Genomic DNA, 17,152 nt, shown 5'->3' on the forward strand with positions numbered 1-17,152 from the left:
TTCGATGAGTGCTTCAGCAGCTGGCCGCGGCAAAATTTATTCTTCTATCACCGAAACAATCGGCAATACACCAATTGTTCGTTTGGATCGCTTAGCTACAAAGCATGGAGTTAAGGCAAATATTCTAGCCAAACTAGAGTTCTTTAATCCGATCTCCAGCGTGAAAGACCGCATTGGTGTCGCCATGGTTGAGGCGATGGAGGAAGCAGGTAAAATAAGCCCAGGTCAAACAACTCTTATTGAGCCGACCTCTGGTAATACCGGAATTGCTCTTGCTTTTGTCGCTGCTTCGAAAGGATACCGTCTTATCCTTGTTATGCCTGAAACCATGTCGGTTGAACGGCGTAAGATGCTCAAGCTCTTGGGAGCAGAACTCGTTTTGACCGAGGGAGCAAAGGGCATGAAGGGCGCAATTGCTAAGGCAGATGAATTGTGCACGCAGATACCGGATTCTGTTATTCCGCAGCAGTTTGAAAACCCTGCCAACCCAGAAATTCACCGCAAGACGACTGCGGAAGAAATCTGGAATGATACCAGTGGCAATGTGGATGCGTTTGTTTCGGGAATTGGGACAGGCGGGACCATTACCGGTGTGTCGCAGGTTTTGAAGAAAAAGAATCCTGATCTACATGTTGTTGCGGTAGAGCCTTCGGCTAGTCCTGTTCTGTCTGGCGGTGAACCGGGTCCCCATAAGATTCAAGGTATCGGTGCAGGCTTTGCTCCTGCTGTTCTGGACACTTCTGTTTACGATGAAGTTGTTACAGTGGAAAATGAGAGAGCTTTCGAACTGGCTCGGGAAGTCGCACGGACCGAAGGTATTCCAGTTGGGATTTCTTCCGGCGCAGCTTTATCTGCGGCGATTGAAGTCGGACAACGTGAGGAAATGGTGGGCAAGAATATTGTCGTCATTATTCCAAGTTTTGCGGAGCGGTACTTATCAACCGCGCTGTTTGAAGGCATGGAATAATTGAAGGACCAGAAAAGAGGGGTACCCCCCTCTTTTCCTATGTTATTTCTATATCGAAATGAATTTTATTCTGGTGGAGTTCCATTGAGCTTGAGGAGCTCACCGGCCAGATACAAAGAGCCACAAAACAGGATACGAGCAGGCTGGTCAAGTTTCTCCAGCTTCTTGTTCAAGTCAGTCAAAGCTTCTGAGAGAGTTGAAAACTGAGATGCTTTCAGGCGGGCGGCCTTGGCAAAGGCTTTTATTTCCTCAGGTGGGCGACCAGCATTTGTTGAAGAAAGCGGAATGCAATAGACATGACTGACCAAACCTTCAAAACACTGGTAGAATCCGATCGGATCTTTGGTTTGCATCATTCCGCTCACCAGAAAGACGGGCTTTGGAGCCTTTTCTTCCAAATCAGCAAGAAATGACGAGATGACCTCACCAGCCTGAGGGTTATGTCCCCCATCTATCCATATCTCGGTCGACTCGGGAAGAAGTTTGAGAAGATCTCCCTTGTAAAGGGGTTGCAGGCGGGCTGGCCACTTTGCCTTGCGCAGAGCTTTCTCGCATGATTGCTGTTCATCGATGTCTGACAGAAGACCTGTTGTTCTCAACGCTGCAATTGCAAGGCCAGCATTATCGACCTGATGGTGTCCGGCAAGTTTGGGCATGGAGAACTCCAAGAGTCCCTGCTCATCTTGATAAACCAGACGTCCTCCCTCCTCCCAGCAGACAAACTCCTGTCCGGAGAAATAGATTTGTGCTTGGCACCTTTGTGCCTGTCTTTCGATCACCCTGTGGGGCGCATTGGTCTGCTGTGCACTAACAATAGGTCGCCCCCGCTTTATGATCCCTGCTTTTTCTTTCGCGATGTCCTCTAGGTTATTTCCTAAGAAGTTCTCGTGGTCTTTGGCGATGGGGGTTATCACGCTGACTAAGGGGGTATTAATGACATTTGTTGCATCAAGCTTTCCGCCAAGCCCCACTTCAAGAACCAGATAGTCTGCGCGGTCACTAGCAAAAAGCCACAGGGCGGCAGCGGTGGTTGCTTCAAAGAAGGTAATGGATTGCCCTGCTGCTGCTTTTTCTACAGCTTCCAAAGCCTCAAGAAGCCTTTCATCTTCAACAAACTTGCCTGTTGATCCTAACCGGATGCGTTCGTTGAATGAAACAAGATGCGGAGAGGAGTAAACGTGAACGCGTTTGCCAAGGCTTTCCAATAGAGCACGAATAAATGCGCTTGTGGAACCCTTTCCGTTGGTACCTGCAACGTGAAACACTGGAGGCAGGTGCTTTTCAGGGTTTCCCAAAGCATCAAGCACTCTGGTCATACGCTCCAGCGAAAGGTCAATTTCGGCTGGATGTAATTTCATTAGTCGTTCAAGGGCGTTTTCTACAAGGTTCATGGGGTGCAGCTGCCTTGAGTATTCATTGAAGGGTAAAGAAAAAGTCCGGCTCAACAAGCCGGACTCTATCATAAAACAGGGAAATTGGGAGTTTCTTAGAAAATCACAATTAGCCTTGTGCTGTGCTTTCGGTTGAAGGCAAGACCTCCGTGGAGGGCACATCTGTCACTTCTTGTGGCGGAATACTTTTATCCCGCTTCATCAAAATGTTACAGGTTCGCGAAATGGTTTCTTTTATTTCGTGACGATGAACGACCATGTCCACCATACCATGTTCCCAAAGATATTCGGAACGCTGGAAACCTTCTGGAAGTTTTTCACGAATGGTTTGCTCGATAACCCGTTGACCTGCAAAGCCAATCAATGCACCTGGCTCGGCAATATGCACATCGCCCAGCATTGCATAGGAAGCTGTTACGCCGCCGGTTGTCGGGTTGGTCAGCACAACAATGTAAGGCAGGCCAGCGTCGCGCAGCATTTGCACGCCAACTGTTGTACGGGGCAACTGCATCAAAGACAAAATGCCTTCTTGCATGCGTGCTCCGCCCGAGGCTGCGAACATAATAAACGGTGTCTTGTTTTCGACAGCCGTTTCCATGCCTTTGATGATTGCATCACCAGCAGCCATGCCTAATGAGCCACCCATAAAGGCAAAGTCTTGTGCGGCTGCGGTCATTTCAAGACCATTCACCTTACCTTTGCCCACGAGGACGGAATCATCCAGATTTGTTTTGGCTTTCGCATCTTTCAGACGATCAACATAGCGCTTTTGATCGCGAAATTTGAGTGGATCCAAAGCAACTTCTGGCGTTTCAACTTTATCGTATTTCCCCTCATCAAAGAAATACTCAAAGCGCTTTGCCCCTGAAATGCGCATATGGAAATTAGAGTTTGGAATAACCCATTGGTTAGCTTCCAAATCCCTATGAAATACCATTTCGCCCGTTTCAGGGCATTTAATCCAAAGGTTCTCCGGCATTTCGCGCTTTTCAAGAAAGCTGCGAATTTTCGGTCGAACGACGTTGTTAATCCAGTTCACGGGCAGCCCCGCCAGTTGTTGATGTTATTGTATGTTGGGCAGCACAATACTCTGCGCTGCCAAAGTTGAAAGTCTAGCTTCTAGCTTTTTCGACGCCAGAACGTAAAGACTTTACGATGTCAGTAACCGCAGTTACCGTTTGCGCTGTTGGTTTCTCATTCTGGTCCAAGCTCTTGCGAACTGCTTCAACCAGAACTGAACCTACGACAACGCCATCGGCGTCTTTTCCGATTGTAGCCGCATCTTCGGCAGTTTTAACGCCAAACCCTACAGCAACGGGCAAATCGGTATACTTCTTTATACGTTTAACCGCAGTGGCAACATCAGCTTTATTTTTTATCTCAGAGCCGGTAACCCCAGTTACCGATACGTAATAAACAAAGCCTGATGTATTTTTCAAGATTGTCGGTAGCCGGACATCATCTGATGTAGGTGTGGCTAAACGGATAAAATTCAAGCCCCCTTCAAGGGCTGGAATACATAATTCGTGATCTTCTTCAGCAGGAACATCCACGATGATGAGCCCATCGGCGCCTGCATCCTTAGCTTCTTTAACAAAGTTTGTAGAGCCACGGACATAGATGGGGTTATAATATCCCATCAGTACAATAGGAGTTGTATTGTCCTTCTTGCGAAACTCTCGAACCATTTGCAGGGTTTTATCCATGGTTTGGCCATTAGATAAAGCGCGCTGGCTAGCAAGCTGAATTGGAATACCTTCCGCCATCGGGTCAGAAAACGGCATTCCGAGCTCGATTATATCACTACCAGCAGCAGGAAGAGCACCCAGTATCTCACTTGACACTTCTAAGTCGGGATCTCCAGCCGTAATAAAGGTTACGAGTGCAGGACGCCCCTCTTTTTTTAGAGATGCAAAGCATTGGTCTATTCGAGTTTCTGTCATACAGCTCCAGCCACCTGTAGAGTTTCGAAGGAAAGTTCTATGAATTCTTCAACATAGGATGTAGGCGGCAAGGTGGCAATCTGTCAACAAGCATACATGTATAGCCGTATTTTAACCAACTATTCTCTGTTGTTTACAGGTTTGTTTGAAAGAAACGAGGTTTACCTTATCGGCAGTGTAGAGGTGAACGGGAGACTATCAGAGGATTAATGTGTATCGCCTAAAAGTGGATATCGGTTTCCGGCTAAAGACACGCGCCCAAACACTACTTTAAGCCCCCACTCTTAGTATGGGGGCTTAATTAAGGGATGCTTATCGGCGGACTTCCAGGAAGCCCAGGATACGACGTACATCGTGCAGAATAGGTTCCGCAATTTCTGAGGCACGCTCTGCGCCATCACGTAGAACCGCCTCGATACTTTGAGGATCATCCATCAAACGGCGCATTTCGTCAGCCATTGGCGCCAGCTTGGTGACGGCCAGTTCAGAAAGGGCTGGCTTGAATGCTGAGAACTGCTGTCCGCCAAAATCAGCGAGTACCTTACTCTTACTGTCTCCGCTCAGGGCTGCATAGATACCAACCAGATTGTCAGCTTCTTTGCGACCTTCCAGCCCGCCGACTTCGCTTGGAAGCGGCTCTGCGTCTGTCTTTGCTTTTTTGATCTTCTTCGCGATCATGTCAGCATCATCGGTCAGATTGATGCGGGAAAGATCAGAGGGGTCAGACTTTGACATTTTCTTAGAACCATCCCGCAGACTCATAATGCGTGTTGCAGGTCCTGCAATCATTGGTTCTGTAATTGGAAAATACAGTTCATCTGGCGATTCTGGCGATGGATTTGGGTTCGCAACGCCAAGTCCAAGCTCTTTGATACGCTCTGCAAAGTCGTTGTTGAACTTCTGTGCAATATCGCGTGTCAGCTCGAGATGTTGTTTTTGGTCATCACCCACAGGAACATGAGTTGCGCGATAAGCCAAAATATCGGCAGCCATCAAATTTGGATAGGCAAACAGGCCAACGGAAGCGTTTTCGGCGTTCTTTCCGGCTTTATCTTTGAACTGGGTCATCCGTTTCAACCAGCCCATACGAGCGATACAGTTGAAAATCCAAGCCAGTTCTGTGTGCTCTCGAACCTGACTTTGGTTGAAGATAATCGCTTTCTTTGGATCTACGCCAGCTGCAAGATAAGCTGCAGTAACCTCGCGGGTGCTGTGCGTTAACTCCTCCGGGTTTTGCCATACAGTGATAGCGTGGGAATCCACGACACAGTACATGGAGGGCATTTGGTCCTGTAATGGAACAAACCGTGAGATAGCGCCGAGGTAATTTCCAAGGTGCAGGTTACCAGTGGGTTGAACACCGGAGAAAACGCGAGGCTGAAAAGCCGACATAATTTATTTCCCTAATAGCTTCGGCCTGTTGGAAGGGCCTGTGGGGGCGCGCATTTACTGCGCAAAACGGGGTGTTTTATGAACATGTACACCAAAAAGCGCAAGCGAAAACTGTTTCATAGATTCCCTTGGCTTACCGGCGGCGTAAACGTTTCATTTGACCAAGCAAATCTACGGCTCCAGTTAGCTGAACAAAAAGTGCAAAGAACACCATTCCGCCACCTACAAGAATGAGGAGTTCTGCAGCACGAACTGCAAAAAACTCGGAATAATATAAAGGTTCTAGCATTAAGGCTCCAAACCACAATGCGGCACCCATCAAAAGACTGGCGATTACCAATAGCGGAATTCGGCGAAGAGAAATCGTATCGAATTCGAAATGATCCCTTCTTTTAAGTACAATGGCTAATAAAAGGGTGTTTATCCAACCTGCCGCCGATGAGGCTACAGCAATGCCTACATGCTCTAAATAGGGAAACAGGGAGACTGCCAGAACAACGTTTACGACCATTGCTATTGCCGCAAATACCATAGGGGTTTTTGTGTCCTCCCGAGCGAAATAAGCGGGAGAGAGAACTTTGTTTACAACAAAGGCTGGCAAGCCTACAGCGAAAGCGACAAGTGCCGCCGATGTTTTTTGAACTGCTTCCTCGCCAAATTGCCCACGTTGGAAAAGGACTGAAATAATTTCGTGCGGAATAACCAGTAGGGCGATAGCTGCGGGTAATGTGAGGGCTAAGGCAAACTCTAAAGAACGGTTTTGGGAATTGCGTGCTTCCAGCAGGTTTCCTGAGCGCAGTTGCCGGGTAAGGCTTGGGAGAAGCACAACTCCAATTGCTATGCCGACCACCCCCAGAGGGAGTTGGTAGACCCTGTCTGCGTAGTAAAGGAAAGAGTTGGCCCCGTCTTGCAGGGAGGCAATAATTGTACCCACGGTAATATTGATTTGAGTAATACCGCCAGCAATAACCCCTGGAAGACCCAAAACCAACAGGCGTTTGATATTAGGTGTCCACTTTGGGCGAACCAAGGGAATTTTGAACCCAAGGCGGCGTAAATCAAAGGCGACGAATGCCAGTTGAACCACTCCTGAAACCGCTATGCCCCACACCAAAATGGTGCCTACAGTTTTGCCGGGTGGAAGCCCGCTCAGGCCAATTCCAAGCAGGACAATAGACATGACCACATTAAGCATGACAGGAGCTAGAGCTGCCGCCGTAAATCGCTGGAAGGTATTCAAAATACCACTGATAAATGCCAGTAAAGACATAAACAGCAAGTACGGGAATGCGATGCGTGACATAAGAACCGTGAGTTCGAATTTGTCAGGCTCTTCAAAAAATCCTGGTGCCAGCACTAACACTAAGGCAGGCATCGCCACTTCTGCAACTGCGGTTATAATGAGGAGTGTCCAGAACAAGAACGCAGCCACTTCACCTGCAAACTGACGGGCTTTTTCCTTTCCCTGCTCTTCTAGGGATCTGCCAAACAGCGGCACAAACGCGGAGTTAAAAGCCCCTTCGGCAAAAAGGCGTCTGAAAAGATTGGGGAGCCGGAAGGCCACGACAAAGGCGTCGGCTACTGGCCCCGTGCCAACAAAGGCAGCAAGGAGCACATCCCGTAAAAAGCCGAGTAGCCGACTGAGCATTGTTGCTCCGCCGACCTTGGCAAAGTTTTTGAAGAGATTCATCTATTAAGTTAGCTCGCTAGTCTTTTGGGACGCCGACGGACCTTTTTAGGTTTCTCGGTATTTGTCTGGCCCTCAAACGCCTTAATTAGCGTGGAGCGTATTGTTTCTTGGCGTCCAACATTACTCACCTTTCCACCAGTCAGGTCAGTAACGTAGAAAACATCCACGGCACGTTCGCCGAATGTGACAACATGTGCGGATGCGATATTCAAATTTAGGGAAGAAATCGCTTTTGTCAGATCAAAAAGAAGGCCTGGTCTATCAAGCCCTATTACTTCCAAGACCGTATAGTCATGGGACCACGAATTGCTCGCGTGAACAGTCGTGTCCAGCTCAAAGGCCTTACTTCTGTGGTTGGTTGCCTGCTTGATTTGTGTCCGGCTGATTTTCGGGGCCGATCCTTGCAGGGCCAATTTGATATGGGAGCCTATGCGTTCGCCGCGCCGCTTTTCATCTTTATCTTCGGGAAGTTCACGGCGAATGAAAATGGTGTCAACTGCAAGGCCACTCGTTGTTGTGTCAATTTGGGCATCCACAATATTGGCACCTGAGGCAAAACAAGCGTGAGCAATAATGGAAAGAAGACGAGGATGGTCCGGTGCGACAACAGTAATTTCCGTGACAGCTTCAAAAGTATGGGGCTTGATCAGAGTTGAAAGAAGCTCCCCTTTCTGCTCCATCTCCCTTATCATCGTTGCGTGCTGGATTTTTCTGTTCAAATCCACTCTTAACCAGTACGCGTCATAATGCCGGGACAAGCAGGATTCGATGTCTTCATCAGACCATTGCAGAGCTTCGAGTGTGGTGGAAAGTTCTCTTTTGGACTGTTCCACTTTTTCTTTATTGGTCAGTTGCCCGTGACCACCGGATAACACGGTCTCACTTTCAAAATACAGAGTCCGCAGCAACTGGCCTTTCCAACCATTGAAAACCTTTGGCCCTACTGCACGTATATCCGCAACTGTCAGGATGAGGAGAAGTTTGAGGCGTTCCAGACTTTGGACCTTATTGCAAAAATCCTTAATCGTCTGAGGGTCGTTCAAATCTCTGGATTGAGCAATTGTACTCATTTCCAAGTGGTACTCGATCAGCCACGCAACGGTATCAGTCTCGGAGACTGAAAGACCTAGCCTTGGACAAATAGTTCTTGCAATGCTTGCCCCTTCGATTGAGTGATCTTCTGGCCTTCCCTTCGCAATGTCATGCAGTAACATGGCAACATAAAGTACTTTTCGACTAGGGATTGTTTTAATGAGGTCCGTAGACAGGGGATGGTCATCTTCTCCCAGCCCGCGTTCAATTTCGGATAGTATGCCAACGGACCTTAGTAGGTGCTCATCAACAGTATAGTGATGGTACATACTAAACTGCATCATCGCGATGACTTTTCCGAATTCGGGAAGAAAGCGACCAAGCACTCCAGCTTCACTCATTGCCCGAAGAACGGCCTCTGGATCGCTACGACTGGTTAATATCTTAATAAACAGCCGGTTAGCTTGGATATTTTGGCGTAGATCATCTGTAATCAGGCGCAGCGAGCGGCGAATGCATTTTAGAAGTTCGGGATGCATGTCCAGATTTTGCGTATCCAGTAAGTAAAAAATACGTACTAAATTGACAGGGTCTTTTTTAAAGACTTCATCGTTCGCAGCGACAATTCTCCCATTTACAGCAAGGAAATCCTTTGTACCCTTGATGGATTGCATGCGCTTCTTTTTGAAAGGTACGATTTTTTCAAAAAAGCGGGAAATCCTAGGAGCAGACTTTACATGCTGCTCTTCAAGCGCCGCGGAAAAGATGCGAGTAAGATCTCCCACATCCTTGGCGACGAGAAAGTAGTGCTTCATAAAGCGTTCAACGGCCCGCATGCCCGGATGGTCTTTATATCCGAGGCGAGCTGCTATTTCTTGCTGTACATCGAATGTTAAGCGGTCATCGGGCCGTTTTGTGAGGAAGTGCAGATGGCACCGGACAGCCCATAGAAAGTCTTGGGCTTTCCTAAACTTGTTTAGCTGCCTTCGTGAATAGACACCTTTGTCTACAAGGTCGACACCATTGGGAACACGGTAGAAGTATTTGCCAATCCAGAAGAGAGTATTGAGATCTCTTTGTCCTCCCTTCCCTTCCTTTACATTCGGCTCCACCATATAGCGTGAGTTTCCTTGGCGGTCGTGTCGTTCATCGCGTTCAGCGAGCTTTTCTGCAATAAACTCGGCACCTGTGCCAACTACGATCTCTTTATCAAACCGATCCTGTAGGTGCTCGAAAAGCTCTATGTCGCCCCAAACATGACGAGCTTCAAGTATGGAGGTACGGACAGTTATGTCTTCGCGGGCATGATGGATACATTCATCAAGACTTCTTGTGGAGTGACCTACCTTAAGTCCCAGATCCCAGAGCAGATAAAGGATGTACTCGATCATCTGCTCGCCCCAAGGGGTTTTCTTGTAGGGCCAGACAAACAACAGGTCTACATCTGACTGTGGGGCAAGCGTACCCCGTCCATAGCCCCCCACCGCAATTACTGCGATACGCTCACCTTTGCTAGGGTTTTCGTTTCTATAAATATGTGAGCGTGCAAAATCATAAATTGCCTGGATAATCAGATCCTGAAGAGCAGATAGCCGTTCAGAACATCGCCGCCCTGCCCCATCGTCCAGCAGCATTTTCTCAATTTCAGAGCGGCCATTTGACTGGACCTCTTTAAGGCGCGAGAGAATAAGGTTTCGGACTTTGGGGTTATTCCCGTCTCCCCCCTGTTCCTTTACAATAACGTCAAATTCTTCTTGAAGCTGCCCAGCCTCCAGAATGTGGTCGATGTTTAAGGTTGTAGGGGTCATTTCGCTATCCGCAGATTCGATTGTGTCTCTTCAAGGTATTAGTAGGTAAAGAAGTTTAGCTGTAAACTATGTCCTCGTAGATTCTGATGGTCTTTTCAAAGACTGTCTTTCACTGAGACAACGCGTAACTGATGTAGAAGATGGTCAATCGATTCCTCTGATAATCCGCCAATTTTGTTGGAAAGCACATTCGTCAATTCGGTCGCTTTGGGGTGCAGTCCTCCCGTATCTATGGTGATACGGGGGTTTGAAACTTCAGCGAGCCTTTGAAGCTCCTCAGCCTCGTCCCAAATTACGTTGAAGTAGGTAATAATCCTTTGAACCATATACCAAGTAGGTTTGCCACGTTTACCATGCTCAAGGGCAGAAAGGTAGGCGCTGGAAACAGAAAGCGCTGCTGCCATCTCTTTTAATGTAATGTTGCGCTTTTGTCTGAACTCTCTAATTTTTGCACCAAATGGAGTCATAAGTAATCCCTAGATGAATCGCGTCTTTTACGTATTTGAACGTAAATGGCTCCGTCTCCTCCGTGGGAGGTGTGCGCCGCTTCAAATCCTATTATTAAATGCCGGAAGTCAGGTAGTGACAACCAATGTGGAACTACGCGTCGTAACACGCCGCGCTCTCCCGCGTAAGCGTTGTGGGCAGTGGGAGTGCCCTTCCCTGTTATAACGAGAACCAGTGCGTAACCTTGCTGCTGACTGTGATGCAAAAAGCCTCGTAAACGATCATGGGCCTGATGTTGAGTAAGGCCGTGAAGATCTATTCGGGCATCAATCATTCGGCCTCCGCCCTTCGCAACACGCTTGCGGGTTTTGCGTGGCATTTTTGCAAGTGGCGGAACCGGCGCAGTTACAGGCGTACCCAAGCGGGCTGATTTACGCAGATTTTTTTCTGTCGATGTTAATTGGGGTTGTTTAGCTGCTTTGTGATCTACAGCCGCCTTTTGTATCTCGGGGCTAGGTGGATCTATATCCTCAAAGCTGAACGTTTCTGGGTGAAGAGGCGTTAAAGTTTGTGCAACCTTGCTCCACAGGCGTTTGTCCTCTGCAGAAAGTTCTTTTCCTTTTTTCTTTTTTGGACCGCTAGTATTCATTGTTTTCTTTCGAGGGCGATCTCGTTGGCTTTGGGAAGCAGACTAAAAAACTGGACACGATGCTGCAATTGCCCTGCTAGTGCACCTGCACTTTTACCAGTTCCTACATAAAGATCACCGCGCGCGGCCCCTATAATTGCGGAGCCAGTATCCTGAGCTATGAGCAGACGGGCAAAAGGCGCACTCTGTTGTGTAACAGGAACGTTAGAACCGCTCAGAAATATAGGCGTACCATACCCGTGGAAATTAAGGTCAACGGCAAGGCTGTAACCGGCCTTCAAAGGAAGCCCAGCTCCACCGATTGGAGCTGAGTTCTTCCGCTCAATTTTAATAAGATCAAAGAAGATATAGGACTTGTTCTGGGTCAAAATATCATCAATTTGCTCTGGATGTGCATTGAGCCAGCTTTTAATTGCCTGCATCGACATCTTGTCTCTGGAAATATCACCTTTTTCGATCAAGATACGGCCAATGGGAGTATAGGGGTGACCGGATTTCCCTGCATAGCGAAGACTGTAGAGGCTCTTGTCCTGCATTCTTAAAAGAGCGGAGCCCTGAATGGCAATAAAGAAGGCTTCGACTGGGTCTTTTAACCAAACAAGTTCAAGACCTTTATTCGATAGTGCTCCCTCCATGACTGCTTGCCTGTCTGGAAGGTTTTTGACCCCTTTAGGGAATCTATAAAGAGGAATGTTGTATTGATCTGTCTGATGTAGTGATGCGTCTACTTCGGGTTGATAATACCCCGTTATGAAGCCGTTTTTCGAGATCTTGTAGGCTTGAAAGTGGCGCTCGAAAAAGTCTCTGAAACTTTTTGTCTCCGCCTGATCCATCTCAAGGGCTTTTTTACAAACAATATGGAAGCCCTTGTCCGGTAGTTCCAGAAGTCGTTGGCAATGTTTGGAAAACACGGAAAAGGCCGCAGAGTGATCCTCTGCAGCCCAATTGGGAATTTCTAAATAGCTAATCGGAACGAATGTTTCTTTTGCAAAAGCTTTGCTGTTTGCGGCCAAAAGTACTTGAGCCAGACAAACTATGAAAAGAAGGTTTACTAAGAATTTCGGAAGCCGATGTACAGGCTGTCCAATCATCCTACCGATTCAGTTGCCACAAGTTTCCAGTTTGGATCATTGGAGCCCAAGACGCGGCTAAATGTCCAGATATCCGTAACGTTGCTCACCTGTGTTGGGTCGCCATCGATGACTTGCCCATCCGAGTTTTTTGTCACTGAAATGAGCTGGCTCGTCAGACGGACGGTGATGTGGGTTTTTTTGTCAACCAGCTGAACATCTTGGATGCTGGAGCGATCAATGCCAATGAAGGTTGATTCTACGGTTTCCCCGCGGGAGTTTCTGTCATTAATTGCTTGGGTAAAGCCCGCGTAAACATCTTCGGAGAGCAGGTCTTTCAGTGCTTTCGTGTCACCTTGCGCAAATGCAACAATGATCATCTCGTAGGCCATGCCGGCCCCTTTGAGAAATTCCTTTGGGTTGAACCCTGGTTCGTATTCCAGAATCTGGCTGAGCTTCTGGTGTAGGTCAGACCCTTCAGGCGCAACCTGATTGATAGCAGTTTGGGCTTGTGCTTTGAGCTCTTCGGTATTTTGTTGTGACGACTGCTTCTCTTCATTACCAGGCATCTGTATTACATTATCGCTGGTTTTGGAGGCGCGTGTCTGATCCTTGTCCTGTCGGATGGAATAGGGGTCAAACGGAGGTCTTTCGCTCCCAGTACGTTTGCCAAGTACAGAACGGAGCCGGAGAAAAATCAACACGGCTGCTACTAGAAATATGATGTTATATACGTCGAAAATTTCGCTCATGCCGTGCTACCGACCAATCCCTTATCCACGTACCGAGGTTCTACCACCCCAGCAGGACCACTAAAGTTATGTGGCTCTAACGATTTTTATAGTGTCTGTCACTAATTTAAGGTTTCTTCGCGCAACTTCCAGTCAAAAGGAGGGCAAAAGCCCATAAAAATAATATTTTGTATTTTCACTTTGTTAGACGCAATCCTCTAATATACCTTCATGGGCTTTTCGGCACTCGTAATATGAAACAAATGTACCTATTTATGAAGGGTTAGAACGAAATGAAACGAGACAAATGCCAATCGGACTGATTATTCTTGCCGCCTTTATTTTGGTCCCAACGATCGAAATTTATCTTTTTATTCAAGTTGGTAGTGCTATCGGCGCACTTCCCACAATTTTGCTGACGGTGGCATCTGCCGTGGCGGGCACTGCTTTACTGCGCTATCAGGGCCTAAGCCTGCTGATGAAAATGCGCAAAGAGCTTGATGCGGGTCGGGTACCCAATGAAGAAATAATGCATGGGGCGATGATTGTGGTCGCGGGCATAATGCTCTTAATACCCGGTTTCTTTACTGATTCTATCGGCCTTATTCTGTTTATCCCGCCCGTACGTAGCGCGATTGGCCGATATCTTGCGGCGAACATGACGATTAAAAACGTCAATGTTGATGGGTATTCCCGGCCACGAAACCGTGACGGTGTCGTGGATTTGGATGAAGATGACTGGCAATCTTCTCGTCACAATCAAGAAGATGACGAGACAACTTCAAAACAGAATACTGGTGGTACTGATCGAATTAGCCCGTGGCGAAATGAATAAACCTAGCAAAAAGTATCTGCAAAAGGTACATGGGCCTCTTTCCGCCACCATTAACCAAGAAAACAAATCTAATTGATTCAGTGATATCTAGCGCACCACTTTGATAAAATTCTATTTAAAGTAAACCCTATCTCTTTTTACAGATGGGGTGGTATGGGGCATTCAACTGCTACAAAAGCGGATCGAGTAGATTGGGTTGATTATGCGAAGGGCATCTGCATCATTTTTGTGGTAATGATGCACTCCACGCTTGGCGTGGAAGCGGCACTTGGTTCGACCGGCTGGATGGGCGATCTGGTTGCTTTCGCTAAACCATTTAGAATGCCTGCATTTTTTATGATTTCTGGACTATTTATAGTCCGGACTGTTCAGCAAAACTGGGTAACCTATCTTGATAGGAAACTCCTGCATTTTGCGTATTTCTACATTTTATGGCTTTCCATCCAGTTTGTATTGAAACTTCCTTCATTCACCGGTGAATACGGTTGGAGCGAAGTTTTGAAACTGTATCTCCTCTCTTTTATAGAGCCCTTTGGAACCCTTTGGTTTATCTATATTCTTCCTTTGTTTTTTATCTCCATTAAACTCCTTCATGATTCTAAAGTTCCCGCCCTTATCGCTATTTGTTCTACTATAGGAATGCAGGTCGCGAATGTAGATAGTGGGTGGCTGGTCCTTGATAATTTCACACAGTATTTCATCTATTTTTATATTGGTTTCAGCTTTTCTCCCTTAATTTTTAAAGTAGCTTCCCGTGTGAAGGAACAAAAATCACTCGCCTCTCTTTTCTTGGTTTTCTGGGCGTTCTTGAATGGATATCTGGTCTTTTACGGAGAAGATACCCATCCCGCCGTATCCCTGTGTTTGGGAGGGTTGGGCGCTATTGCCGTGGTATGTGTGTCTGCCTTAATTACGAAGGCTAGGGGTTTTGCGTTTATAAGGGGCTGTGGCAGAAATTCTTTGGTTATCTATTTGAGTTTTTTCTTTCCAATGGCCGTTTCCCGTATGGTTTTGCCAGCCATTTTTCCAAGTATTGATGTTCTATCCGCCTTGGTGACGTTTTCGGCGGTTTGCGGGCCTCTTTTATTATGGTGGTGTATTCAAAAATATGGTCTGGGAAAGTTTCTTTTTGCGCGGCCCGGTTGGGCTCACATGAGAGGACGAGGAAACTTGCAAGAGAACTATGAGGCTTCTTAGCCATAGGTTAGAGGGATTTTTACTTGATGCCACTAAAGTGAGTGACTCAAAGCTATTCGTCAGATGTTTTGAAGTATCTTGAAGTCAGAGTGGGAAACTTCTTGTGGCCTGGTTTAATTTTAAAAAGAAACTAACGTGTTTTGCTCTGTGTGCTGTGCTGGCTTTGTTTGGTTTTGGAAAGGCCCATGCAGAAACACAGGAGAGGGCCAAGGTAATGCTAATTGAAGCATTATCGAAGATTGGCAAGGCCAAGCAAATTAAGTTTACCGTTTTCGTGAGTGAAGAACGTATTTTTAAGAACCTCGAAACACTGAATTTTTTCTACAAGTATTCTGTAGAGTTGGCAGAGGAAGACAAGGTTGTTCTTGATCTTCCGAGGGTGAATGGGGTTAGCCGGATATTTTATAATGAAGGTAATTTTTCATACCTTGATGTCACAAGGAGTTTATATAAGACAGAGAAAATAGACCTTGATGACAAAGACATATTCTCCGTCTTGCGAGAAAAATACCAGCTGACACTTCCCGGTGTCGATTTGGTTACAAAGCATTTTCGCGATGATATGGAAAGGTGGGCCAAACACTCCTCCTATATTGGCTTGGAGAGGTTACAAAGTGGCCCCGCACACCACCTTGCTTACTTCAGTGATCCAATTGACTGGCAAGTCTGGGTTGATAGGAAATCCAAACTTCCAGTTTATATGATTGTGACCTACAATCAGATTGAGGGCGAACCTCAAACTCATATGAAGTTTAGTGAGTGGAAAATATCATCTGTCCTTAAAAGCGATCTTTTTGAATTTTCTCCTCCTAAGGGCGCCAAAAGTTTTTCTAGTCAGGTACTTACGTCTACTGAAAGTGAAGCGGAAGAGGGGGGACTATGACTAGATTTTTTGTAGTTTTGTCTGTTCTTGCGGTAGGTTTAGTCGCCTATGCCCTATCTTCTTTCCAAGTACCAGTGATTGATATCACAGCTTTGAATGCCAAACCCCATAATGGCCCTTTGGAGACGACGCCTAAGCCCAAAACTTTAGAAGCTGAAGAATATGGCAGGCATTTAGGGGCTGCTACGAGCACAAAAGATAGTCAGCTTGGATTATGGGGCCTGGAAAACAGGAGGCATCAAGCAAAGGGAAATCTACTGGTCTCCGTTTTTGAATTGCGCCAAACTGTTGGCCCTAGTGAACTGGATCATGCTGAAAACCTGTTTTTTGGGGGGCATGATGAAGGCGTGATCTATGATCTTCCAAAAGGCTGCGAAGAAGCATTGATCGAAAAAACACTGGTTTTCGAGTGTGGTGCCATGACCTATCGGCCCATCATAATAAAAAACCAGACCGGCTTTCTTCCTCTGTAATAACTGGAGTGGCCTACACTCCGCCTATGTGGTCTGTATGCCAACAAGATACTCAAAGCACTTTGTACCTTGTTTCGCGACCTCTAAGAGATTTTCAATCGTTTCTCCATCTCTCGCTTGTATAGACATGCCTTGCTGCAAGGTCACAATGAAGCGGGCGATGGCCTGCCAATCAAGATCAGGTGCCTGTTCTTTGTCGCTCATACTGTGATCCAAATACTGAGCTAATCTGCGGATATTTGCGGACCGCAGGGTGCAGAGCTCTTGGCGAATGCTTTCATTTCCTGCATGGCCGTGGAGGGCCTCTAGAATAACAAAGCAGCCGTGAGGGCGATCACTCCGTGTATACTCTCTGGCGCTCGTTATGAGCATAGCTTCAACGGCTTTGAAGGCAGAAATTTCTTGCGTCATCGCATCCCAAACCCTAGCGCCATCCGTCTGGCAGTATAATTTCAGGGCCTCTAGAAAGAGCGCTTCCTTACTGCCAAATGCTGCATATATGCTGGGAGAGTTGATCCCCATGGAACTTACCAAGTCGCTCATGGAGGTGGTTTCATATCCTTGCTCCCAGAAAAGTACCATTGCGCTTTTAAGCGCTGCGTCTCTATCGAATTTTCTTGGCCGGCCTCTGGAAGTCATGTTGC

General features: G+C 47.0%; 16 protein-coding genes. 5 read left to right on the plus strand and 11 right to left on the minus strand.

All coding sequences use genetic code 11. The features are described 5' to 3' along the window. The first annotated feature begins 4 nt into the window (after positions 1–4). Positions 5–967 (plus strand): cysteine synthase A, encoded by a 963-nt coding sequence (gene cysK, locus P6574_RS20070; protein WP_310621975.1) that lies wholly within the window; start codon positions 5–7, stop codon positions 965–967. Positions 968–1,032: 65 nt separating this feature from the next. Here the strand turns inward: cysK and P6574_RS20075 are convergent, their stop codons facing one another. The 10 genes from P6574_RS20075 to P6574_RS20120 all read right to left on the minus strand — a co-directional run bounded on the left by P6574_RS20075 (position 1,033) and on the right by P6574_RS20120 (position 13,141). Further along, positions 1,033–2,325: a bifunctional folylpolyglutamate synthase/dihydrofolate synthase gene (locus P6574_RS20075; protein WP_310621976.1), complete on the minus strand. Its 1,293-nt coding sequence runs from the start codon at positions 2,323–2,325 to the stop codon at positions 1,033–1,035. A gap of 142 nt (positions 2,326–2,467) precedes the next feature. After that, positions 2,468–3,397: an acetyl-CoA carboxylase, carboxyltransferase subunit beta gene (gene accD / locus P6574_RS20080; RefSeq protein ID WP_310621977.1), complete on the minus strand. Its 930-nt coding sequence runs from the start codon at positions 3,395–3,397 to the stop codon at positions 2,468–2,470. 73 nt (positions 3,398–3,470) lie between these two features. Continuing rightward, entirely contained in the window at positions 3,471–4,301 is an 831-nt protein-coding gene (gene trpA, locus P6574_RS20085; RefSeq protein ID WP_310621978.1) for a tryptophan synthase subunit alpha, read from the minus strand. Positions 4,302–4,613: 312 nt separating this feature from the next. Continuing rightward, the gene (trpS, locus tag P6574_RS20090) at positions 4,614–5,693 is read right to left on the minus strand and encodes a tryptophan--tRNA ligase (protein WP_310621979.1); all 1,080 of its coding nucleotides are present in this window, start codon (positions 5,691–5,693) and stop codon (positions 4,614–4,616) included. A gap of 133 nt (positions 5,694–5,826) precedes the next feature. Next, positions 5,827–7,383, minus strand: coding sequence for a murein biosynthesis integral membrane protein MurJ (gene murJ / locus P6574_RS20095; RefSeq protein WP_310621980.1), 1,557 nt, complete (start codon positions 7,381–7,383; stop codon positions 5,827–5,829). 8 nt (positions 7,384–7,391) lie between these two features. Beyond that, complete coding sequence (locus tag P6574_RS20100) at positions 7,392–10,223, minus strand: [protein-PII] uridylyltransferase (protein WP_310621981.1); 2,832 nt, start codon at positions 10,221–10,223, stop codon at positions 7,392–7,394. Positions 10,224–10,318: 95 nt separating this feature from the next. Further along, entirely contained in the window at positions 10,319–10,690 is a 372-nt protein-coding gene (locus P6574_RS20105; protein WP_310621982.1) for a helix-turn-helix domain-containing protein, read from the minus strand. Further along, the gene (locus P6574_RS20110; RefSeq protein WP_310621983.1) at positions 10,687–11,319 is read right to left on the minus strand and encodes a Smr/MutS family protein; all 633 of its coding nucleotides are present in this window, start codon (positions 11,317–11,319) and stop codon (positions 10,687–10,689) included. The genes P6574_RS20105 and P6574_RS20110 overlap by 4 nt, the downstream gene beginning before the upstream one ends. Then, complete coding sequence (gene mltA / locus P6574_RS20115; RefSeq protein ID WP_310621984.1) at positions 11,316–12,410, minus strand: murein transglycosylase A; 1,095 nt, start codon at positions 12,408–12,410, stop codon at positions 11,316–11,318. The genes P6574_RS20110 and mltA overlap by 4 nt, the downstream gene beginning before the upstream one ends. Continuing rightward, positions 12,407–13,141 (minus strand): Tim44/TimA family putative adaptor protein, encoded by a 735-nt coding sequence (locus P6574_RS20120; protein ID WP_310621985.1) that lies wholly within the window; start codon positions 13,139–13,141, stop codon positions 12,407–12,409. The genes mltA and P6574_RS20120 overlap by 4 nt, the downstream gene beginning before the upstream one ends. 286 nt (positions 13,142–13,427) lie before the next feature. On the opposite strand from P6574_RS20120, the gene P6574_RS20125 reads away from it, so the two are divergent. From P6574_RS20125 to P6574_RS20140, 4 genes are all read left to right on the plus strand, one after another. Continuing rightward, positions 13,428–13,955 (plus strand): FxsA family protein, encoded by a 528-nt coding sequence (locus tag P6574_RS20125; protein ID WP_310621986.1) that lies wholly within the window; start codon positions 13,428–13,430, stop codon positions 13,953–13,955. A gap of 153 nt (positions 13,956–14,108) precedes the next feature. Beyond that, positions 14,109–15,152: an acyltransferase family protein gene (locus P6574_RS20130; RefSeq protein WP_310621987.1), complete on the plus strand. Its 1,044-nt coding sequence runs from the start codon at positions 14,109–14,111 to the stop codon at positions 15,150–15,152. Between the two features lie 103 nt (positions 15,153–15,255). Next, the gene (locus P6574_RS20135; protein WP_310621988.1) at positions 15,256–16,035 is read left to right on the plus strand and encodes a DUF2092 domain-containing protein; all 780 of its coding nucleotides are present in this window, start codon (positions 15,256–15,258) and stop codon (positions 16,033–16,035) included. Next, the gene (locus P6574_RS20140; protein WP_310621989.1) at positions 16,032–16,508 is read left to right on the plus strand and encodes a hypothetical protein; all 477 of its coding nucleotides are present in this window, start codon (positions 16,032–16,034) and stop codon (positions 16,506–16,508) included. Before P6574_RS20135 ends, P6574_RS20140 begins: the two co-directional genes overlap by 4 nt. Positions 16,509–16,532: 24 nt before the next feature. Here P6574_RS20140 and P6574_RS20145 read toward each other — a convergent pair whose 3' ends face one another. Beyond that, entirely contained in the window at positions 16,533–17,147 is a 615-nt protein-coding gene (locus P6574_RS20145; protein WP_310621990.1) for a TetR/AcrR family transcriptional regulator, read from the minus strand. Positions 17,148–17,152: the final 5 nt, after the last annotated feature.

This window comes from Pseudovibrio sp. M1P-2-3 (assembly GCF_031501865.1).
Lineage (GTDB): Bacteria > Pseudomonadota > Alphaproteobacteria > Rhizobiales > Stappiaceae > Pseudovibrio > Pseudovibrio corallicola.